The 21,031-nt window shown below is 75.0% G+C and carries 19 protein-coding genes; 1 reads left to right on the top strand and 18 read right to left on the bottom strand.

The genetic code is table 11. The annotated features are described in order from the left end of the window. Positions 1-115 precede the first annotated feature (115 nt). From ACFC0B_RS40265 to ACFC0B_RS40235, 7 genes are read right to left on the bottom strand one after another with little or no spacing between them, the layout of a single operon-like run. Positions 116-1,075 carry an MBL fold metallo-hydrolase gene (locus tag ACFC0B_RS40265; RefSeq protein ID WP_376098299.1) on the bottom strand — a complete coding sequence of 320 codons (960 nt, stop codon included), beginning with the start codon at positions 1,073-1,075 and terminating at the stop codon, positions 116-118. Further along, on the bottom strand, positions 1,072-2,097 hold the full coding sequence (locus ACFC0B_RS40260) for an aromatase/cyclase (RefSeq protein WP_376098296.1): 1,026 nt from the start codon (positions 2,095-2,097) through the stop codon (positions 1,072-1,074). Before ACFC0B_RS40260 ends, ACFC0B_RS40265 begins: the two co-directional genes overlap by 4 nt. 45 nt (positions 2,098-2,142) lie before the next feature. Beyond that, positions 2,143-2,928 carry an SDR family NAD(P)-dependent oxidoreductase gene (locus ACFC0B_RS40255; RefSeq protein ID WP_376098293.1) on the bottom strand — a complete coding sequence of 262 codons (786 nt, stop codon included), beginning with the start codon at positions 2,926-2,928 and terminating at the stop codon, positions 2,143-2,145. A 42-nt stretch (positions 2,929-2,970) separates the two neighbouring features. Continuing rightward, a complete protein-coding gene (locus ACFC0B_RS40250) occupies positions 2,971-3,228 on the bottom strand; it encodes an acyl carrier protein (protein ID WP_376098290.1) in 258 nt (85 codons plus the stop codon). Beyond that, positions 3,225-4,562, bottom strand: a complete 1,338-nt coding sequence (locus ACFC0B_RS40245; protein WP_376098287.1) for a ketosynthase chain-length factor — start codon at positions 4,560-4,562, stop codon at positions 3,225-3,227. The genes ACFC0B_RS40250 and ACFC0B_RS40245 overlap by 4 nt, the downstream gene beginning before the upstream one ends. Next, positions 4,559-5,821 (bottom strand): beta-ketoacyl-[acyl-carrier-protein] synthase family protein, encoded by a 1,263-nt coding sequence (locus ACFC0B_RS40240; RefSeq protein ID WP_376098284.1) that lies wholly within the window; start codon positions 5,819-5,821, stop codon positions 4,559-4,561. Before ACFC0B_RS40240 ends, ACFC0B_RS40245 begins: the two co-directional genes overlap by 4 nt. Before the next feature lie 38 nt (positions 5,822-5,859). After that, entirely contained in the window at positions 5,860-6,117 is a 258-nt protein-coding gene (locus ACFC0B_RS40235) for an acyl carrier protein (protein WP_376098281.1), read from the bottom strand. A 174-nt stretch (positions 6,118-6,291) separates the two neighbouring features. Between ACFC0B_RS40235 and ACFC0B_RS40230 the strand changes: the two genes are divergently transcribed. Next, positions 6,292-7,344 carry a beta-ketoacyl-ACP synthase 3 gene (locus ACFC0B_RS40230; RefSeq protein WP_376098278.1) on the top strand — a complete coding sequence of 351 codons (1,053 nt, stop codon included), beginning with the start codon at positions 6,292-6,294 and terminating at the stop codon, positions 7,342-7,344. A gap of 28 nt (positions 7,345-7,372) precedes the next feature. Here ACFC0B_RS40230 and ACFC0B_RS40225 read toward each other — a convergent pair whose 3' ends face one another. The 11 genes from ACFC0B_RS40225 to ACFC0B_RS40175 form a co-directional block, all read right to left on the bottom strand. Then, complete coding sequence (locus ACFC0B_RS40225; RefSeq protein WP_376098275.1) at positions 7,373-8,374, bottom strand: RNA ligase family protein; 1,002 nt, start codon at positions 8,372-8,374, stop codon at positions 7,373-7,375. 86 nt (positions 8,375-8,460) lie between these two features. Further along, on the bottom strand, positions 8,461-9,228 hold the full coding sequence (locus ACFC0B_RS40220) for a serine protease (protein WP_376098272.1): 768 nt from the start codon (positions 9,226-9,228) through the stop codon (positions 8,461-8,463). Positions 9,229-9,325: 97 nt separating this feature from the next. Continuing rightward, positions 9,326-10,948 (bottom strand): amylo-alpha-1,6-glucosidase, encoded by a 1,623-nt coding sequence (locus ACFC0B_RS40215; RefSeq protein WP_376098269.1) that lies wholly within the window; start codon positions 10,946-10,948, stop codon positions 9,326-9,328. Then, positions 10,948-11,787 carry a carbohydrate ABC transporter permease gene (locus tag ACFC0B_RS40210; protein ID WP_376098266.1) on the bottom strand — a complete coding sequence of 280 codons (840 nt, stop codon included), beginning with the start codon at positions 11,785-11,787 and terminating at the stop codon, positions 10,948-10,950. Before ACFC0B_RS40210 ends, ACFC0B_RS40215 begins: the two co-directional genes overlap by 1 nt. 9 nt (positions 11,788-11,796) lie before the next feature. Further along, the gene (locus tag ACFC0B_RS40205) at positions 11,797-12,771 is read right to left on the bottom strand and encodes a carbohydrate ABC transporter permease (protein ID WP_376098263.1); all 975 of its coding nucleotides are present in this window, start codon (positions 12,769-12,771) and stop codon (positions 11,797-11,799) included. Continuing rightward, on the bottom strand, positions 12,768-14,087 hold the full coding sequence (locus ACFC0B_RS40200; RefSeq protein WP_376098260.1) for an ABC transporter substrate-binding protein: 1,320 nt from the start codon (positions 14,085-14,087) through the stop codon (positions 12,768-12,770). The genes ACFC0B_RS40205 and ACFC0B_RS40200 overlap by 4 nt, the downstream gene beginning before the upstream one ends. A gap of 119 nt (positions 14,088-14,206) precedes the next feature. Beyond that, a complete protein-coding gene (locus ACFC0B_RS40195; protein WP_376098257.1) occupies positions 14,207-14,968 on the bottom strand; it encodes an SDR family NAD(P)-dependent oxidoreductase in 762 nt (253 codons plus the stop codon). Further along, positions 14,965-16,068, bottom strand: coding sequence for an ATP-NAD kinase family protein (locus ACFC0B_RS40190; RefSeq protein ID WP_376098254.1), 1,104 nt, complete (start codon positions 16,066-16,068; stop codon positions 14,965-14,967). Before ACFC0B_RS40190 ends, ACFC0B_RS40195 begins: the two co-directional genes overlap by 4 nt. Then, complete coding sequence (gcvPB, locus tag ACFC0B_RS40185; protein WP_376098251.1) at positions 16,065-17,639, bottom strand: aminomethyl-transferring glycine dehydrogenase subunit GcvPB; 1,575 nt, start codon at positions 17,637-17,639, stop codon at positions 16,065-16,067. The genes ACFC0B_RS40190 and gcvPB overlap by 4 nt, the downstream gene beginning before the upstream one ends. After that, positions 17,636-19,009: an aminomethyl-transferring glycine dehydrogenase subunit GcvPA gene (gene gcvPA / locus ACFC0B_RS40180; protein ID WP_376098248.1), complete on the bottom strand. Its 1,374-nt coding sequence runs from the start codon at positions 19,007-19,009 to the stop codon at positions 17,636-17,638. The genes gcvPB and gcvPA overlap by 4 nt, the downstream gene beginning before the upstream one ends. After that, positions 19,006-21,006, bottom strand: a complete 2,001-nt coding sequence (locus tag ACFC0B_RS40175; RefSeq protein ID WP_376098245.1) for a beta-galactosidase — start codon at positions 21,004-21,006, stop codon at positions 19,006-19,008. The genes gcvPA and ACFC0B_RS40175 overlap by 4 nt, the downstream gene beginning before the upstream one ends. Positions 21,007-21,031 lie beyond the last annotated feature (25 nt).

Genomic DNA, 21,031 nt, shown 5'->3' with positions numbered 1-21,031 from the left:
CCGGTCTCCGAGACAAGTCTCGGAGACCGGCGTCACTCACCGCAGCCGATCACTCACATTCGCCAACAGCGTCCGGAACCCTCCGGCCGGGGCCGTTCGGGTGCGCGGTCGGGCGTCAGGCGTAGCACTCGGGCAGGCGTCCGCCGTTGTGTTCCACCATCTCCCCGAAGATCCGCACCACGTCCAGGGCGGCGCCCTCCGCCGCGCCGGTCAGCTCGGCGAAGGCGCGGTGCAGGTTGCCGACCACCCGCTCGCCGTCCAGCCAGTGCGGGAAGGGACCGGGGCCGGCGTCCCGGGCGGTCTCCAGCGGGCTCAGCCCGGCGGCCAGGCCCGTCTCGGCGATGCTCAGCAGCCACTCCAGGTAGGCGGCCGTCTCGTCCAGCAACTCCGGTCCGGCGACCGGCCCGTGGCCCGGGACGACCGTCCGGGGGGCGAGTTCGCGCAGCCGGTCCAGGGTGCGCAGGGTGCCGCGCACCGAGCCCATCAGCAGGAAGGGCGTGCAGCCGGAGAGCAGCACGTCCCCGGCGAACAGCACGCCGTCCTCCGGCAGCCAGACCAGGGTGTCCCCGGTGGTGTGCGCGGGCCCGAAGTGCAGGAGTTCGACGGGCCGTTCGCCGACGTGCACGGTCAGCCGGTCCCGGTAGGTGAGGTGCGGCAGCCGCACCTCGACGCGGCCCCAGTCGACGGCCGGCCAGAGCCCGGTGAGGCCGAGGCCGGCCTCGGCCATCTCGCGGCGGGCGTTCTCGTGGGCGACCAGGGCCGCCTCCGGCGCCGCGACCCCGGCGCCGAAGACGTGGTCGCCGTGGAAGTGGGTGAGCACCAGCAGCCGGGGCGGCACGGCGGTCAGGCCGGTCAGGGCGGCGCGCAGCCGGCGGGCCCGCCGTTCGGTGGCGGCGGTGTCGACGAGCAGGCTCTCGCCGCCGCCGAGCACCACGCCCGCGTTGCTGAGGCACCAGCCGCCGGGGTCCTGGACGTGGGCGAAGACCCCGTCGGCGACCTCCTGGAGGCGGATCCCGTCGGCGTCCGCGGCGCCGCCGTGCAGGGCGGCGCCGCGCGGCACGGACAGCCCGGTCATCGGGCCGCCCCGGAGGCCGGGGCGGCGGCGCCCGCGACGAAGGAGCGCGCCCACTCCAGGGTGCGCAGGCTGTTGCCGCCGAGCGCCGCCCGCACCCGTGCGCGCACGGCCGCGAGGTCGGGTTCGGGGCCGAACAGCCGGGGCAGGGCGTCCGCGTCGAGGGCCACCCGGTGCACGGCGGTGACGGCGGTCCCCGCACCGTGCGGGGTGAGGATCCACTCGCCGCTGTGGCCGAGCAGGCCGGCCGGCGGGGTGGTCTGCTTGTAGACGATCCGCCGGTGCGGGAAGCAGAGCCGCACCGAGCGGGTCCGGTGCTCCGAGCCGTCCTCGGCGCGGGTGTCCATGGTCAGCCACTGGACCTCGGCGCCGCCGGTGACCGGCGTCGCCGCGGCGGTGTCCAGCTCGACGGCCGCCACGTGCGGCAGCCGGTCCGGCCACAGGTCGGCCCGGTGCAGGACGTCGTAGACCGCCTCGGGCGGGCCGTCCACCTCCACCCGGTCCTCGAAGGAGAAGACCAACTCCTCCAGCGGTTCCGGGCGTTCGGCCCAGGAGCGGACGGCGCCGATCTCCTGCCCGCTGTTGCCGTCCAGCGCCCGGGCGATCAGCTCGGACTGCTCGGGCGCGCCGTCGGTGGACCACTCGTGGCCGAGCAGCAGCCGGGTGGTGCTCTCGCCGTCGGCCCCGCGCGCGAACTCCCAGTGGCCGCCCATCCAGGTGACCGGGGGGCTCGGGGCCTCCTGGCGGAAGTCGATCCGCAGCCGTTCGCGGTCGAGGGTGCGCAGCGAGGTCCAGCTGCGCACCTCCTCGCCGACGACGGCCCACAGCCGGATCCGTTCGGAGTCGAGGTCGGACTCCAGCACGTCGGCGGCGACGCAGGGCGGGAAGAGCAGCGGCCAGCGGGTGACGTCGGCGATCAGCCGGAACGCCCGGTCGGCGGGCGCCCGGAGGTCGGCGGTGTGCTCGGCGGTGCGGCGCAGCGGCGGCGCCGGGGCGGGCGGTGGTGCGGGCGGTGGCGTGGTCATGGGTGTCTCCGTCGCGGGGGTCGTTCCGTGGGCGGGCGGGCGGGCCTAGTAATTACCCAGGCCGCCGCAGATGTTGAGCGCCTGGGCGGTGATCGGCGCGGCCTCGTCGCTGACCAGGTAGCCGACGAAGGCGGCGACCTCGGCGGGGTCGGTGTAGCGGCCCAGCGGGATCTTGGCGAGGAACCGCTCCAGCACCTCCTGCTCGGTGACGCCCCACAGCGCGGCGAAGCCCTGGCGCACGCCCTCCGCCATCGAGGTCTCGACGTAGCCGGGGCAGACCGCGTTGACGGTGATGCCGCTCTTGGCGAGCTCCAGGCCGAGCGCCTTGGTGAACCCGACCACGCCGTGCTTGGACGCCGAGTACGGCGCCCCGTAGAGCACGCCCTGCTTGCCGCCGGTGGAGGCGATGCTGACGATCCGTCCGCTCGCCCGCTCGCGCATCCGGCCGGTGGTGAGCACCTCCCGGGTGACCAGGAAGACGCTGTTGAGGTTGGTGTCGATGACGTCGTACCAGGTCTCGTCGGCCAGGTCGGCGGTGACCCCGCCGCCGCCCCGGCCGGCGTTGTTCACCAGGACCTCCACCGGGCCGTACCGCTCGACGGCGGCCGCGACCCAGCCCCGCACCTCGTCGCGGGACCGCACGTCGCAGGCGGCGCCGTCGGCCGTCAGGCCCTGCTCGCGCAGCTCCTTGACGGTGGCGGCGACCTGCTCGGCGTCCCGGGCGGCGAGGAAGACGGGGTGGCCGCGCCGGGCCAGGGTCTCGACGACGGCCCGGCCGATGCCCCGGGTGGCCCCGGTGACCAGGGCCGCTCCGCGCTGCTGCTCCGCCATGCCGGTGCTCCTCTCTCGAACGTGGAAGGGGTGGGCGTTCGCTCAGGCCGCTTCGGCCATCGCGCTGTTCACCAGGTCGAGCAGCTGGCGCGGGGTCTCCACGGCCGCCACCACCTCGTCGGCGAGGTCGGTGCCGTAGCGGCGGGTGATCACCGCGGCCGTCTCCAGCAGGGCGAGCGAGTCGTAGCCGAGGTCGGTGAACGGCAGGTCCAGGGCCTCGGGGTCGATGCGGGTCTGCTCGTCCTCGCCCGCGCACTCGGCGAGGATGCCGCGCAGGTCGTCGAAGGTCAGGCGGCTCATGGCCGGTCCTCCCGGGGGGTGTCGGGGTCGGGTTGGCGGGTCGCGCGCGGGGCGTCCGGGCCGGGCGCGCGCACCACGAGGGCGGAGTTGAAGCCGCCGTGCCCGCGGGCCAGTACCAGCGCGGCCCGCACCCGGGCCGGGCGCGGTTCGCCGCGCACCAGGTCGAGCCGGTGGCCGGGCACCGGCCGGGTGATCCGCGCGGCCGGCAGCACGCCGTCGCGGATCGCCAGCAGGGCGGCGGCGGTGTCCAGCGGGGGGCCGCCGCCGGTGAGCCGGCCGGTGAGCGCCTTGGGCACGCTCACCGGGACGCCGTACGGGCCGAACAGCGCCTCGACGGCCGCCGCCTCGGCGTCGTCGCGCTCGCGGACGCCGGCCGCGTCGGCGAACACCACGTCGATGTCGCCGGCGGCCAGGCCGGCGTCGGCGAGGGCGAGCCGGGCGGCCCGCTCCAGCCCGGGCGGGCGGCCCGAGCCGGGCGCCGGGTCGAAGGTCGCGGCGTAGCCGGCGATCTCCCCGTACACCTGGCGGGCGCCGCGCGCGGCGGCGGCCGTGCCGCTCTCCACGATCAGGACGGCGCCGCCCTCGCCGGGCACGTGCCCGGCGGCGTCGGTGTCGAACGGCAGGTACGCCCGCTCCGGGTCGGCGACCAGGGAGACCCCGCCGCCGGACAGGTGGGCGACCAGCCCCCAGGGGTCGAAGGCGGACTCCACGCCGCCGCTGACCACCAGCGCGCCGCCGCGGCGCAGGGTGCGCCGGGCGTGGCCGAGCGCGTCAAGGCCGCCCGCCTGGTCGGCCACCAGGACGCTGCTCGGGCCGCGCATGCCGTGCCGGATGGAGATCTGGCCGGTGTTGGCGGCGTAGAACCAGGCGAAGGACTCGTAGACGCTGACGTGCTGCGGGCCCTTGGTCCACAGCTTGCGCGCCTCGCGGTGGGTGAACTCGAAACCGCCGGTGGCGTTGGAGGTGACCACGCCCATGGCGTACTCGGGCAGCGCCGCCGGGTCGGCCCCGGAGTCGGCGAGCGCCCAGTCGGCGGCCGCGACCGCCAGCCGGGTGACCCGGTCGGTCTGCGGCAGCAGCCGGCCGGGCAGGTGGGCGGCGGCGTCGAAGTCGGGGATCAGGCCCGCCAGCCGGAGCGGGTACCGGGAGGCGTCGTAGCGGGTGATCGGGCGGATCCCGCTCTCGCCGCGCAGGGTCGCCGCCCACCAGGCCTCGGTGCCGAGGCCGTTGGGCGCGGCCACGCCGATGCCGGTGACCACGGCGGTGTCCGCCGCGCCCGCCGTGTCGGCCGCGCGGCCGGTGGCGACGGCGGCGCGGGTGTCCGGGCCGCTCATGCCGCGCCCGCCCGGGTCAGCACCATCGCGCTCTGGAAGCCGCCGAAGCCGCTGCCGACCGACACCACGGTGTCCAGCCGCGCCTCCCGGGCCTCGTTGGGCACGTAGTCGAGGTCGCACTCGGGGTCGCGCTCGTGCAGGTTGGCGGTGGGCGGGACGGCCCCGTACTCCATCGCCAGCGCGCAGGCGGCGATCTCGATGGAGCCGATCGCGCCCAGCGAGTGGCCGACCATCGACTTGATCGAGCTGACCGGCACCCGGTAGGCGTGGTCGCCGAGCGCCTGCTTGAAGGCCATCGTCTCGTGCCGGTCGTTCTGCTTGGTGCCGGAGCCGTGGGCGTTGACGTAGTCGACGGCCTCGGGCGCCCGGCCCGCCTCGGCCAGCGCGTAGCGGATCGCGTCGGCCATCTCCCGGCCGTCCTTCTTCAGGCCGGTCATGTGGTACGCGTTGCAGCGCGTGGCGTACCCGGAGAGCAGCCCGTAGACGTGCGCGCCGCGGGCCCGGGCGTGCTCCAGTTCCTCCAGGACGAACATCGCGGCGCCCTCGGCGATCACGAACCCGTCGCGGCCGCGGTCGAAGGGCCGCGAGGCGTGGGCCGGGTCGTCGTTGCGCGCCGAGGTGGCGCGCACGGCGTCGAAGCAGGCGACGGCGATCGGCGAGATCGGGGTGTCGGCGGCGCCGGCCAGCATGACGTCCGCGCTGCCCTCGGCGATCAGGTCGCGGGCGTGGCCGACGGCGTCCAGCCCCGAGGTGCAGCCGGTGGAGACCACGGTGGCCGGGCCCTCCGCGCCGGCCGTCCAGGCCACCTCGGCCGCCAGCGAGCTGGGCACGAAGGCGTCGTACAGGTGCGGCGACAGGTAGGCGCCGTCGACCTCCCAGAGGCGGCCGTTGTCGCTGAGGACCAGGTACTCCTGTTCCAGGGTGGTCGTGCCGCCGACGGCGCTGCCGACGCTGACCCCGACCCGGTGCGGGTCGAGGGCGGCGAACTCCAGCCCGCTGTCGGCAATGCACTCACGGGCGCTGACCACGGCGAACTGGGCCGCCCGGTCGAGCCGGCGGACCTCCCGGGGGGTCAGCCCGTGCAGGGCGGGGTCGAAGTCCACCTCGGCCGCCATCCGCGAGCGGAAGCGTCCGGGGTCGAAGAGCGAGATGGTCCTGGTGGCGGTGCGCCCTGAGACGAGCAGGTCCCAGAACGCCTTGCGGCCGACCCCGCCGGGTGCGACCACACCGATCCCGGTGATGGCGACGCTTCGGTTCACAGCCGGTCCTCCTTCCTTCCGTCGGTCCTCGGCACCCGTCAGTTCGCGGCGGGGACGCGGGCGTCGACGTACGCGATGAAGGCGGCCGGCGTCTTCAGGTCGTCGAGGTCCTCGTCGGGGATGGCGACGGCGTAGTCGTCCTGGATCCGGACGGCGATCTCGTAGACCACGATGGAGTCGAAGCCGAGGTCGCCGAACTCGCTGTCGACCGAGGCCGCGTCGAGCTCGCCGCCGTCGGTGCCCTCGAAGCACTTCGCCACGATCTGCTGGAAGTCGGTGAGCGTGAAGCCAGCCATGGGGTTTCCGTTTCCTTCCGTTCGGTGAACACCGCCACGGTCGGCGCCCCGGCTGGGGCTGCGGTCGAGCCGCACTGGACAGCGCCGGGGTCGTACGGCTCCAGCCGGGTTCCAGGGGGCGCCGGAACGCTGGCCGCGGAGTTCCGACGCGAGCGGCGTGAAGGGGAGTCGACGATGGCCGAGCAGGGGACGGGACGGGGCGCGGGGCGGCCCGGGCGGCCGCGGCCGGAAGGGCTGCGGGCCGCGCCCGCGGGCCACAGCCGGCTGCTGGGGATCGGCGGGTACCGGCCGCACCGGGTGGTCGGCAACGCCGAGCTGGGCCGGATGATCGGGCACCCGGAGGAGTGGATCACGCGCCGCAGCGGCATCGTGGAGCGCCGGTTCGCCGGGCCGGAGGAGACCCTGGCGGTGATGGGCGCGGCCGCCGCCGAGAAGGCGCTGGCCCGGGCCGGGGTGCGGCCCGCCGAGATCGACCTGGTGCTGCTGGCGAGCACCTCCAACATGCTGATGACGCCGCCGACCGCCGTGCGGATCGCCCATGAGCTGGGCGCGCACGGCGCCACCGGGATCGACCTCTCCGCCGCCTGCGCGGGCTTCTGCCACGCGCTGGCGCTGGCCGCCGACTCGATCGGCTCGGGCAGCGCCGGGCACGTGCTGGTGGTGGGCGCCGAGCGGATGACCGACATCGTCGACCCGACGGACGACTCGATGGCCTTCCTGTTCGCCGACGGCGCCGGCGCGGCGGTGGTCGGCCCGGCCGAGCGGCCCGGGATCGGGCCGGTGTCGCGGGCCGCCAACGGCCGGTACTTCGACTCGCTGCGGATGTCGCGCGGCTGGGACGCCTACGCCGGCGCGCCCGGTACGACGGAGCGGCCCTGGCTGCGGATGGACGGCCGCCGGGTGTTCCGCTGGGCGATGGAGGAGGTCTGCCCGGGGGCGCGCCGGGCGCTGGACGGCGCCGGGGTGGCGCCCGCGGAGCTGGACGTGTTCGTGCCGCACCAGTCCAACGCCCGGATGATCGACCTGATGGCGGAACGGCTGGGGCTGGGCCCGGACACGGCCGTCTCGTACGACGTCGCCCGCACCGGGAACACCTCCTCGGCCTCGGTGCCGCTGGCCCTGGAGGCGCTGCTGGAGGCCGGCGCGACCGGCCCGGGCGACACCGCCCTGCTGGCCGGCTTCGGCGCCGGCCTCAACTACGCGAGCCAGGTCGTCCTGCTGCCCTGAGCCCCCGGTGGGGGTCGCGGACCCGGCCTCAGGTGCCGCGCCGGTCCTCGGCGTCGAAGCGGGCGAGGGTGCGGGCGGCGGGGGTGAGGGCCCGGTGGAGGGCGTGGCGGGTGTCGGCCGGGAGGCCGCCGAGGGCGTCGGCGAGTTCGTCGGTGAGGTCGTGGGCGATCTCCTCGGCCACGGCGGCGGGCGGGGTGCGGGGGCCGAGCTTGCTGACGGCGGCGGCCGCGCGGGTGGGGGTGAGCAGGGTGGCGGCCTGGACGAGGAGCCAGGCGGGGACGCCGGCCGCGCCGTCCGGCGGGGGCAGGTAGGGGCGGGCGCCGTCGAAGCGCTCGTCCTCGGCGAAGGCGGGCTGCTTGACCTTCAGCAGCGGTCGCGGCCCGGCCTCGGGCGGCCAGGCTTCGGCCGGTTTGAGGACGTAGCCCTCGGCGAGGTTGTCGGGGAGGGCGGGCAGGCCGAGCAGGGCGGGGACGCGGGTGGGGAAGGCGGCGGGCAGGTCCTGGAGGGTGGTCAGGGCGCCGTGGCCGAGCACGGGGACGCAGGTGAGCCCCGCGGCGGACGCGGCCTCGCGCAGGTCGCGGTCGGCGAGCCAGGAGCGGCCGCCGGCGCCCTCGACGGTGGCGTCGAAGGGCAGCCAGTGCAGGCCGGGCGCGTACCGGACGCCGGTCTGCACCGGTTGGACCCCGTCGACGGCGGGCACGTCCGGGTGCGGGTAGCCGCCGCCGGCGAGTTCGCCGTAGACCGTCACCACCGCGCCGGGGTCCGCCGGTCCGCGCACCGCCGCCGCGAACCGGGCCGCCGCCACCGCGAGCGCCGGCCAGATCCGGCTGACGCCGAAGAAGCCGTCGAGGCCGTCGTCGCCGAGCAGTTCGCGCCGCTTCGCGGGCCGCACGCCCGCCCGGTCGCAGACCACGGCGAAGTGCGCCCCGTGCACCTTCTCCACCGCGGCCCAGACGCGGGCGCCGGAGGCCGCGACGCCTCCGCGCGCCGGGATCTTGGGGTAGGGGTGCAGGGCGCGGTCGAGGGTCATGCCACGGATCATCACCGGCCCGCCGCCGCCCGCGCAACGGGATTGCGGACGGGCCGGCCGCCGACGGGTCGGCCGTCCGCACGGGGTCAGCCGTCCGCGCGGTGGGCGTCGATCCAGGGGCGCAGCGCGCCGATCCGGGTGTAGACGCCGGCGTAGCCGGGCCGGCCGCAGCCCAGGCCCCAGGAGACCACCCCGACCAGGACGCCGCCGAGCACGAGCGGCCCGCCGCTGTCGCCCTGGCAGGCGTCCTTGCCGCCGGTGTCCTCCCCGGCGCAGATCATGTCGTCGGTGATGGTGGCGGGCCCGTACTCGGCGCGGCACCGGTCGCGGCCGATCAGGGGGACCGAGACGAGGCGCGCGGTCGCGGACAGCGGGCCGTCCTGGACCACCGCGCCCCAGCCGGAGACCTGGGCGCTGCCGCCGGCGGGGTCGGTGCCGGCGGCGGCGAGCGGCAGGGCGGCGATGCCGCCGCCGCCGAGCGGGGTGGCCAGGCGCAGCAGGGCGAGGTCGCTGTCGAGCGTCGCGGAGCTGTAGGAGGGGTGCACCAGGACGGACGCGACCTTGGCCCGCACGCCGCCGGAGGCGTGCTGGAGGCTGCCGGCCCGCACGGTGAGCGCCTCGGCGCCGGTGCCCGCGACGCAGTGGGCGGCGGTGACGACGGTGGTGGGGTCGAGGACGGCGCCGCCGCAGAAGTGCGAGCCGCGCGCCAGCGAGACGAGGTAGGGGAGCTGTCCGCCGGCGGCCGCCGCGCCGCCGACGATCGCGCTCGCCGGGGCCGCGGCGGTCAGGGCCGGCGCGGCGGCGAGCAGGGTGGTCATGAGGACGACGACGGTGTTCCTGAGCAGCGTGCGCATGGTCGGTGCTCCATCTCTGTCGTGGTGGGGCCTCCGTTCGTGCGGAAAGGGTAGTGACGGCACATCAGGTGATGACGAGAGAATAGAAACAGTCGGATTATCCGATCTCTCTGGCGAGGTCCAGGAAGAGCGCCGCGGACCAGCCGAAGCCGGAGGTGGCGCGGGACGCGCGGGCGCCGGTCAGCGGGTTCCAGTACTCGTAGAGCCCGCCCGCGTCCCGGACCATCGCGAGGGTGCGCTCGCGCAGCTCGGCGGCCGTCTCCGGGAATCCGGAGCGCTCCAGCCCCTCCACCAGCAGGTAGTTGACGTTGAGCCAGACCGGGCCGCGCCACATCGCGTCCGGGTCGAAGGCCGGGTCGTCGAAGGCCACGGTGGGCACCGGCCGCTCGCCCCAGAAGGCGGGTGAGCGCAGGGTCCGCTCCAGGGCGGCGGCGACCTCGGCGGGCAGCCGGCCGGTGAACAGCGGCATCAGGTCGAGCGCGGTGCGCACCGGCACGGGGGCACCCGCCGCCAGGGTGGTGAAGCGGGTGCCGTCCCAGCGCCGGTCCACCAGCAGCCGGGCGTGGGCGGCGGCGCGCTCGCGCCAGCGGGCGGCCTCGGCGGGGCGGCCGACGGCGGCCGCGATGTCGGCCAGCCGGTCGGCCTCCAGGACCAGGTAGGAGTTGAGGTCGGGCGGCTCGGCGCGCGGCCCGTAGTCCCAGACCGGGCTGTCGTCGAGGCCGGAGGAGTAGGGGTGCAGGTACTCGGGGAGGCCGTCGCCGTCCGGGTCGGAGGCGTCGAACCACCACGCGTGCGCGCGCACCAGCCGCGGGTAGACGGCGGCGAGGAAGGGGACGTCCGGGTCGGTCTCGTGGACCTTCCAGACGGCCCAGGCGGCCAGGGGCGGTTTGGTGACCGGGACCGGCGCGCGCTCGGGGCGCGCGCCGTTGGCGCTGCCGACGTGCTCGGCGAGGCGGGCGTGGTCGGCGCGCGGCAGGTCGGTGGTGTCGGCGAGCACGCCGTGGTCGTGCACCACGTCGGGCAGCCGGCCGTCGGGCAGCTGGTGGTCCAGGAGGAGCAGGATCTGGTCCCGGGCGAGCGCCGGGTCGCCGTGCCGCAGCGCGACGGCGTGGAACAGGGCGTCCCAGTTCCAGACGCCGACGTAGCCGTACTTGGAGGGGACGAGGCCCTCGCGCCCGGCGATCGGCAGCAGGTTGACGGCCAGGGTCCACCAGGCCATCCGGGCGCGCCCGGCGAGGTCGGGGCGGACGGCCGGCATCCGGGCGAACCAGTCGGCCCAGCGGGCCTCGGCGGCGGCCCGCACGGCGGGGGCGGACCACTCCCCCGGCGGGCCGGCCAGGACGTGGCAGCCGTCGAGCGCCAGGCCGCGCGCGGTGCCGTCCGGCAGCCGCCAGGAGGCCCGCGCGCCGTGCCCGGCGAGCACCAGCGTCGCCGGGTCGGCGAACAGCAGCGACACCCCGCCGGCGAAGGCCACCTCGACGGGCGTGGCCGCGAGGACCGGCAGCGGGTTCCCGGCGGCGTCGTGCACGAGGAGGCCGGTGAGCTCGGTGGTGGCGGCGAGCGGGGTCTCGTACTCGGCCCGGGCGACCCGCAGGCCCTCGGCCGGGTCCGCTCCCGCGGTGACCAGCAGCCGGGCGCCGCGTTCGGTGAACGGCCGCTCGACGAGGTCGAGTTCGACGCCGAAGGACGGGGACGGGAACGGGGGCGGGGACGGGGACATCAGCGGCCTCCCAGGCCCGAGGAGGCCATGCTGTTGAGGATCTTGCGCTGCCCGATCAGGAAGGCGATCAGCATCGGCACCACCGTCATCGCGGACAGCGCCGCGGTGAGGCCGTAGTCGATGCCGCCGCGCTGGGAGTTGAAGGAGTCGAGCAGCAGCGGGACGGTGAACAGCTCCGAGCTGTTGAGGAACACCAGCGGGAAGAAGTAGCTGTTCCAGCTGGCCAGGAAGACGATGATGCCGAGCGTCCACAGGCCGGGGCGGATGTTGGGCAGCACGATCCGCCAGAAGATCGTCCAGCGGCCCGCGCCGTCGATCCGGGCCGCCTCCTCCAGTTCGACCGGCACGGCCCGGATGAACTGGCGCAGCAGGAACACCGCGAAGGGGTTGGCGACGGCCGGCAGGATCAGCGCCAGGTGCGAGTCGATCAGCTGGAGCTTGGCCAGCATGATGTAGAGCGGCACGATGGTGACCTGCGCCGGGACCATCTGGGTGGCCAGGAAGAGGCCGAACAGCGGCCCGGAGCCGCGGAACGGGATGCGGGCGAAGGCGTAGGCGGCCATCGCGCCGGTGAGCAGGGTGGCGGCGACGGTGATCGCCGCGATGTACATGCTGTTCCAGTAGGCCCGGCCGATCGGCACCTCGTCGAGCACGTCCGGGTAGTTGCGCGTGCGCCAGGGCGAGGGCAGCCAGGACAGCGGCTCGTTGATCATCTGGCTGACGCCCTTGAAGGAGGTCAGGACCATCCAGACGAACGGGAACAGCATCAGCAGGCCGCCGAGGACGAGCGCGCTGTGCAGGAGGAGCTGCCGGGGGGCGGTGGAGTGGCGGACGGTCATGGCGGCGCCTCAGGACTCGTAGTGGACGAAGCGCTTCTGCGCCTGGAACTGGACCGCCGTGACGACCAGGGTCAGCAGCAGCAGGAGCAGCGCGGCGGCACTGGACAGGCCGAAGTGGAACTCCCGGAAGCCCTGCTGGTAGACCTTGTAGACGATGGTCTGGGCGCCCTCGTTGTGGTCCGGGTTGACCAGCACGTAGACGAGGTCGAAGGCCTGGAACGAGCTGATCACCGACACCACCACGGTGAAGAAGACGGTCGGCGACAGCAGCGGCAGGGTGACCGAGCGCAGGGTCTGCCACGGCCCGGCGCCGTCGATCCGGGCGGCCTCCAGCAGGTTGGTCGGGACGGTGGCGAGGCCGGCCAGGAAGATCACGACGTTCAGCCCGAGCGAGGACCAGATCGTCACGACCGCCACCGCGACCACCACCCAGTCCGGGTCGGCCAGCCAGTCGGGCAGGGTGACGCCGAACAGGTCGTGGACGGTGCCGTTGAGGATGCCGTCGGCGCCGCCGCCGAGGATCATCTGCCAGATCACCGAGACCGCGACCGAGCTGGTGACCACGGGCAGGAAGTAGACCACCCGGTAGGCGGTGCGCCCGCGCACGCCGTGCAGGGCGAGCGCGATCAGCAGGGCGAGGGCCAGGCCGCCGGGCACGGTGATCAGGCCGATCTTGAGGGTGTTCCACACCGCGCGGCCGAACTCGGGGTCGGTCAGCTGGGTGCGGAAGTTGTCCAGGCCGACCCAGGTGGCGTCGCCGAGGCCGTCCCAGCGCATGAAGGACAGCACCACGGCGAAGCCGAGCGGGCCGACCAGGAAGACCAGCAGCCCGAGCAGTTGGGGGGCGAGGAAGACCAGGGCCCAGCGGCGGTCGCGGCGGCGCCAGAGCGGCTCGCGGCCGCCGCTCGCGGCGGGGGCGGCGGGGGCGGGCCCGGCGGCGGAGCGCTTGCGCCGCCGGGCCGCCGCCTGGGTGACGGCGCTCACCCCTGCTTCCCCTTCATGCCGTCGACCAGGGTCTGGAGCTGGGTCATGCCCTCGTCGAAGCCGACCTTGCCCTCCCAGATCTTCATCAGCTGGTCGTTGATCGCCTTGGTCAGACCGGGGACGGCGACCTCGTCGGGGTAGTTGGCGAAGCCGCGGTCGCGCACGTCCAGGAAGGTCCTGGCGTGCGGCGGGTAGGCGCCCTCGGTCACCAGGTCCTCGGCGCCGCGGACGGAGGGGACGGCGCTGCCGCCCTTGAGCCGCAGCCGCTGGCCCTCCTGGCTGACGAACTCGGTCAGGAAGGTGAAGGCCTCCTTGGGGTGCTTGCTGTCCTTGTTGACGGTCAGGTAGGAGGCGGCGACGGCGCCCGGGATCGGCTGGCCTGACTCGGAGGGGAACGGCACGATGTCGTAGCCGTCCCGGTCGCCGCCCTTGTCGATGCCCTCGATCACCCAGCGGCCGCCGGCGTAGAAGCCGGCCTTGTGCTTGATGAACTGGGTGGCCGCGCCGTTGCCCTCGGGCAGCAGGTCGGCGGAGGCGAAGGTCTTGTCCCGGTAGCCGTCGGCGAGGGTCCTGAGCGCCTGGCGGGTCTTCGGGTCGGTGGTCGCGACGAACTTCCCGCCGTCCCAGACCTTGCCGCCGAAGCCGTTGACCATGCTGTAGTTGGCGCCGTACCAGTTCCAGAAGATCGTGCCGATCCGGTCCGCCGCCTTGAGCTTGGCGTTCATCTCCTGGAACTTGGCCATCGTCCACTGGCCGGCCTCGTTGAGCGCGGCCGGGTCCTCGGTGATGCCGGCGGCGGCCAGCGCCTTCTTGTCGAACCAGAGCACCTCGGGGTTGGTGTCGTTCGGGACGCCGTAGGTGACGCCGTCCTTCTTGGCGCCGCCGTAGATGCCCTCGAAGAAGTCGGCCGGCTTGCTGCGGCTGTCCGGCCCGGCGAGCTGGGCGTCGAGCGGGGCGAGCACGCCGTCGGCGACCAGCTTGCCGATGTAGTCGTCGCCGACGTAGAGGACGTCGGGGGCGGTCTTGGAGGTCAACTGGGTGATCAGCTTGGGGTGGTAGTCCTCGTAGGAGGCGACCTGCTCCAGCTTGAGGGTGATGTTCGGGTGCTTCTTGGCGAACTCGTCGGTGAAGGCCTTGAAGACCGCCGTGTCCTCGGCCGAGCCCCAGGTCGACCAGCGCAGGGTGACCTTGCCGCCGTCGGCCTGGTCACCGCCGCCGGCGCCGCCCCCGCCGTTGGTGCCGCTGCACGCGGAGACGGTGGTGGCCAGCGCGAGGGCGGCGGCGGCCAGGGCTGTTCTTCTCGTGAAAGCGGACAACGGGTGCCTCCTGGGCTTTCGTGAGGGGATGAGGGTCGGGGGTTCTACGGGTGGGGTCCTGCGGGGGTCCTGCGGGGGTCCTGCGGGTGGGTCCTGCGGGTGGGTCCTGCGGGTGGGGGTCAGGCGAGGCCGCCGCCGTCGACGACGAGGGCGGAGCCGGTCACGTAGCTGCTGGCGTCGCCGGCCAGGAACAGCACGGCGGCCGCGATCTCCTCCGGCGAGCCGGCCCGGCCCATCGGCCGGTCGGCGGCGTCCTTCTCGAAGGCCGCCCACTCCTCCTGGAGCTGGCGCGCCTCGTCGCGGAGCATCGGCGTCATGGTGTCGCCCGGGTTGACCGAGTTGACCCGGATGCCGGCGGCGGCGTGGTCGATCGCCAGGGCGCGCGTCATGTTGACGACCGCGGCCTTGGAGGCGCAGTAGGAGAGCGCGTTGGCGCCGCCCTTCAGCCCCCAGCCGGAGCCGGTGTTGACGATCGAGCCGCCCTCCGTCATCGCCGGGACGGCGAAGCGGCACATCAGGTAGACCGAGCGCACGTTGACGGCCATCACCCGGTCCCAGTCGTCGGCGGAGATCTCCAGCGCCGTCTGGCGGCGGATGATCCCGGCGTTGTTGAACAGGACGTGCAGGCCGCCGTAGGTCTCGACGGCGATGGTGACGATCCGTTCGCAGTCGGTCTCGGAGGAGACGTCGGCGCGCACCGCGACCGCCCGCCCTCCCGCCGCCTCGATCTCGCGGACGACCTCGCCGGCGTCCGCGAGGTCGGCGACGACCACCGCGGCGCCCTCGGCGGCGAACAGCCGGGCGGTGGCCCGGCCGATGCCGGAGGCACCGCCGGTGACGACGGCGACCTTGTTGCGCAGGGTTCCGGTGTGGTTGTTCACGGGAGTTCCTCACTTGCCGACTGGATGCGGTACAGCACGGATTCACGGTGGCCGGTGACCACCCGGACGTGGCCGGCGAGCGCGGCGTCGGCCAGCGGGTCGCCGCTGTCCACCAGCAGCGGCCGCCCGCCGAGCGCGGCGAGCTTCTGCTGGGTGGCGAGCACGACGATCCCGGCGAGCGCGTCCAGCACCCGGGGGCTGAACTGCTGGTTGCCGCGTCCGATCACGAAGCCCTGCCCGCCGATCACCGACAACACGCCATGCGTCACCTGTGACATGGCAAGGGTGAGCAGCCGCTGCTCCGTGACGTCACGGGCGAGCACGGCGCCGTCCCGGACGACGTCCACGCCCAGCGGCGTCAGCTCCAGGCCGAGTGCCCGCCCGACGGCGAGCGTGGTCGCCCCGGGCCCGAGCGCGTACGCGGTGCCGGGCCGCATGGCCGCCACCACCGCCCGGGCGATGGACTCCGCCGAGCCCGGCGGCGCCGCCGAGGAGCCGGTCTTGCGCCCGCTCAGCCGGGCCCGCCCGGCCGGCACCCGCAGCGTCCCGTACAGCCGGGCGCCGAGACCGCCCGCGCGGTGGGCGTCCTCATCGAGGTCGACGACCTCCGCCTCGGCGGTCCGCCCGTCGAAGGCGGCGGCGGCCGCGCCCGCCGCGGCCGGGCTCACCGCGAAGCAGCCCGAGTAGACCTTCACCCCGGCCGGCACGCCGAGCACCGGCGGGCGCGGCCCGGCGTCCAGGACGTCGCGCGCCGTCCCGTCGCCGCCCGCGAACAGCAGCAGGTCCACCGTTCCGAGCGCCGCCACCGCCGCCCGGGTGTCGGCCGCGCCCGTGCCCGGACCCGCCGGCCGGTGGGCGAGTTCGTACCGGACGCCCGCCGCGAGCGCGCTGTCCTCCCCCATCGGCCCGGCCACCGTGCGCACCACGGCCTCCGGGCGGCGGGCGTGCAGGGCGCGCAGCGCGGCGGCGGCGCGGGCCCTGGCCCGGGGGACGGCGCCCAGTTCGAGCGCCCTGGCCTGGACGTCCGGCCCGTCGCTGCCCTTGAGGGCGACCGCCCCGCCGAGGCCCGCGACCGGGTTCACGATCAGGCCGACGATCATCCCGGCCGCTTCGCGCCGTGCTTGCGCAGGTACGCGCGCCAGCTGGGCGCCCACTGGGCCGGGTCGTCCAGCGCCGTCGGGTCGGTCCGGTGCACGGTCTGCCGGTAGGGCGCGCCCCGCACGAACTCCGGGTCCTTGCGGGCCTCGTCGGCGACGTGCGCGAGGATCGCCGCGTACTCGTCGAGGTCCTCCCGGGAGTAGGACTCGGTCGGCTCCAGGGTGAACGGCTCGGGCACCACGTACGGGTGGTGGCTGGTCCAGTAGTGCACGCCGAAGTCCGCCGCCCGGATGCCGATCTCCTCCGAGTGCACCCCGGTCTCCTCGGTGAGCCGCTCCCAGGAGTAGCGGACCTGCTCGACCCGTCGGCGGTCGGCCCACGGGACGGAGGCGCCGGGGATCCGGGCGACCTTGGCCAGCAGGTAGTTGTTGTTGAGCACGGCCGTCTCGGCGACCTCGCGCAGCCCCCGCGCGCCGAGCGCCATCACCCAGGCGTAGGCGCGCACCACGTTGGGCGTCACGCCGAGGAAGGGCCGGATCTTGCCGACCGAGCGCTCCGGGACGGCCAGGGTGAAGGAGTCGCCCGCGCGGTCGACGACCGGCCCGGGCAGGAACGGCACCAGCGCCTCGGAGACGCCGCACGCCCCGGCCGCCGGACCGCCGCAGGCGTGCGGGGTGGAGAAGGTCTTGTGCAGGTTGAAGTGGCAGAGGTCGAAGCCGGCCTCCCGGGCCCGGGTGATGCCGAGGATGCCGTTGGCGTTGGCCTGGTCGTAGCAGGCCAGGCCGCCCGCCGCGTGCACCAGGTCGACGAACTCACGGATCCGCGGGTTGAAGATCCCGGTGTCCTCCGGGTTGGTGATCATCAGGGCGGCGGTGCGCGGGCCGACGGCGGCGCGCAGCGCCTCGATGTCGGGGTTGCCCTCGGCGTCCGGCATCAGGGTGATCACCTCGTACCCGGCGACCTTGGCGCAGGCCGCGTTGGAGGGGTGCGAGAACATCGTGGTGATCACCTGGTCGCGCCGCTCCCCCTCGCCGCGGGCGGCGTGGTAGGCGCGGATCATCGCGATGTTGGCGTAGATCGCGGCCGAGCCGGCGCCGGGCTGCAGGGAGACCCTGGCCATGCCGGAGATCTCCCGGAGGATCTGCTCCAGCCGCCAGTAGATCTCCAGCACGCCCTGCACGGTGTCCTCCGGCTGCAGCGGGTGCAGGGCGGCGACGCGCGGGTCGCGGACGAAGGAGTCGTTGACCTTGGGGCTGTACTTCATGGTGCAGGTGCCCTGGCCGACGTCGATGTTGAAGTCGGCGCCGAGGGTCTCCTGGGAGAGCCGCAGGTAGTGCCGGACCACCTGGTTCTGGGAGAGCTCGGGCAGCGCGGGCGGGGTGCGCCGGGCGACGCCCTCGGGCAGCTCGACCAGGGGGGCGTCCGGGGCGGGCACGCCCACGCCGCGCCGGCCGGGCCGGGACAGCTCGAAGACGATCTCCTCGTCCCAGCGGGCCTGGTGGAAGCGGCGCAGGCCGGGCTTGGGCGCCACCGGCAGGGTGGCGAACGGTTCGGGTGCTCCGTGCGAACTCACTGGGCGTCTCCGGCGGTGGAAGGGGCGGCGGGGGCGGGGCCGGCGAGGGCGTCCCGTACGGCCGCCGCGAGGGTGTCGATGTCGGCGACGGCGTGCAGTTCGGTGACGCAGACCAGCACCTCCCGGGGACCGAGCCGCACCCCGCCGAGGATGCCGCGGCCGCGCAGGGCGGCGAGCAGCGCGTCGGCGTCCGGCACCTCGACGGCGAACTCCCGGAAGTGCACGGCCTCCCGGTGGCGCACCACGGCCCCGGCGGCGGCCAGCGCGTCCATCGCGTAGCGGGTGCGGGCGAGGATCGTCTCGCCCAGCTCGCGCATGCCCTGCGGGCCCATCAGCGCGAGGTAGACGCCGGCGGTGATGCCCCACAGGGCGGCCGCGGTGCCCACCCACTCCTTGCCCTCCTCGCGCAGCGCGAAGGAGGTGCGGTCGTAGAAGACGTCGCCGAAGCCGTACTCGCCGGGGACCTCGGTCGGGGCGATGCCGAACAGCCGGGACGGGAACTCGGCGACCAGCCGCTCGTCGTCGTGGCTCGCGATGAACCCGGCCTGGCCGCCCCCGTACTGGGGGTGCATGCCGAGCGACTGGATGTCCCCGCAGACCAGGTCGGCGCCCCAGGAGGCGGGCGGGGCGAGCACGCCGAGCGAGATCGGGTCGGTGCCGACCACCAGCAGGGCGCCCACGCCGTGGGCCAGGTCGGCGAGTTCGCGGCCGCGGGTCTCGACGACCCCGTGCACGGTGGGCGTCTCCAGGTAGAGGGCGGCGAAGGTGTCGTCCAGGCGGACCTCGCCCAGCTCGCCGGAGTCGGCCACCGGGGCGAGCAGCACCTCGACGTCCGGGGCGAGGTAGTCGCGGATCTTGGCCAGCTTGTCGGCCGCCGTCGCGCCGCTGACCATCACCCGGGACCGGCCGGTGCGGCGGGCGGCCATCCGCAGCGCCGTGCCGGCGGCCTGGTAGCCGTCGTAGGTGGGTACGTTGACGACGTCCATCTCCAGGAGCTCGGCCATCATCGAGACGTACTCGAAGAGCGCCTGGAAGCGGCCGTGGTCCTCGTAGGGCTCGCCCGCGTAGGCGGTGAGGAACTCGCCGCGGCCGTTGACCTCGTCGCAGACCGCCGGGACGTAGTGCGGGTAGCAGCCGTGGCCGAGGAAGCTCAGCAGCGCGGCCGGGTCGGTGTTGCGGGCCAGCAGGCCGCGCACGTGCCGGGTCAGGCCCTGCTCGTCGGCGAACGGCTCGGGCAGGTCGAGCGGGCGGTCGAGGCGCAGGTCGGCGGGGATGTCGCCGTAGAACTCCGCGACGTCGGGGGCGCCGATCTCGGCGAGCATCGCCGCCCGTGTCTCGGGCCCCGCGTTGGGGATGTAGGGGTGGGTCACGCACGCTCCTCGGGAGTCGGTCGGGGCTTGAGGACCACGGCGTCGCACGGTCCGACGGTCACGGCGCCCGCGGGCAGCGGACGGCCGGTCAGCAGGTCGGTGAAGCGGTCGCCCTCGGGCAGGGGCACCGTGGCGGGCTCCGTGCCGTGGTTGAGCAGGAAGAGGTAGGGGCCGCGGCGGCAGGCCTCGACGCCGGCCGGCAGGCCGGGACCGGTGACGCCGGTGATCCCGGCGGTGGCCAGCAGCTCGTCCAGGAAGGGGGCCGGGTCCTCGGGCAGGCAGCTCAGGTAGGTGGCGGAGCCGCGCCGGGTGACGGCCGGGCGGCCGTCCAGCGGGCCGCCCCGGTAGCGGGCCAGCACCTCGGCGGCGCCGGAGGCGTCCAGCCACTCGGTCCAGGTGCGGGCGGACAGCACCGTCCCGTCCGCCGTGACCACCTCCTGGGCGACGCCGTCCGGCAGCGGGCGCCACTCCTCGACGCGCACGCCGAGCAGCTCGCCCAGCGGACCGGGCGCGCCGCCGTCGTGCACCTGGTCGGCCGCGTCGACCACGCCGCTGAACGGGCCGACCACCAGCTGCCCGGGGAAGGCGGCCAGCGCGTCGGCGTGCGCGGCCGTGCACAGGTAGAGGTTGGGGGCGATCACCAGCCGGTAGCCGGAGAGGTCGCGCCCCGGCGGGGCCAGGTCCACGGCGACGCCCCGGGCGTGCAGCGGCGCGTACCAGGAGAGCAGCAGCTCGTGCAGCCGCAGCCGGTCCGTGGGCATCGACTCGGGGGCCTCCAGGCCCCACCAGCTGTCCCAGTCGAGCAGCAGCGCGACCTCGGCCCGGGTGGTGCTGCCGGCCACCTCGGACAGCCGTCGGACGTCCGCGCCGAGCGCGAGCGTCTCGCGCCACTGGCGGGTCCCGGTGCCGCCGTGCGGGAGCATCGCCGAGTGGAACTTCTCCGGGCCGTACCTGGCCTGGCGCCACTGGAAGAACATCACGCCGTCCGAGCCGTGGGCGAGGGCCTGGAGGCTGTGCAGGCGCATCACGCCGGGGTCCTTGGGGACGTTGACCGCGCGCCAGCTGACCGCGCTCGGCGCGGACTCCAGGAGCAGCCAGGGCTGCCGCTTCAGCGAGCGCATCAGGTCGTAGCTGAGCGCGGCCTTCACCGGCGCCCGCGGGTCGGCCGGGTCCGGGTAGGCGTCGTCGGTGACGACGTCCTCGCCCTCGGCCCACGCCCAGTAGTCGAGGTCGCGCAGCACGCTCATGAAGTTGGTGGTCACCGGGACGTCCGGGGTGACCTCCTTGAGGACGGCGCGCTCGGCCTCGAAGCAGGCGAGCAGCGCGTCGCTGGAGAACCGCCGCCAGTCCAGCAGCTGGGCCGGGTTGACCGGGCCGGGGGCCTTGCGGGGCGGTTCGACCTGCGCCCAGTCGGTGTAGTGCTGGCCCCAGCAGGACGTCCCCCAGGCCGCGTTGAGGCCGTCGAGCGAGCGGTGGCGGACCGTGAGCCAGCGGCGGAAGTCGCGGGCGGACTCCTCGCAGAAGCACTCGGTGGTGTGGTCGGCGTACTCGTTGCTCACGTGCCACATCGCCAGTGCCGGGTGCTCGCGGTAGCGCTCGGCCATCGCCCGGGCCAGCCGGACGGTGGCGGCCCGGAACACCGGGGAGGACGGGCAGTAGCCCTGGCGCGAGCCGAACTCCAGCCGGGTCCCGGCGGCGTCGACGGGCCGGACCTCCGGGTGGGCGCGGACCAGCCAGGGCGGCGGGGTCGCGGTCGCGGTGGCGAGGTCGACGGCGATGCCGTGCGCGTGGAGCAGGTCGAGCACCCGGTCGAGCCAGCCGAACTCGTAGGCGCCGGGCCCGGGTTCGATCCGGGACCAGGAGAACACCGCGACCGTGACCAGGTTGACCCCGGCCTCGGCCATCAGCCGGACGTCCTCCTGCCACACCTCCTCGGGCCACTGCTCGGGGTTGTAGTCACCGCCGAACAGCAGACCCGGTACCCGTGTCAGGCCCATGCTCCGCCTCTCCCGGGGTCGAGGG

It is taken from the genome of Kitasatospora sp. NPDC056184 (genome assembly GCF_042268405.1).
Taxonomy (GTDB): domain Bacteria; phylum Actinomycetota; class Actinomycetes; order Streptomycetales; family Streptomycetaceae; genus Kitasatospora.
The sequence above is the reverse complement of the archived record's forward strand: the minus strand, read 5'-3'. Positions and strand labels throughout refer to the sequence as shown.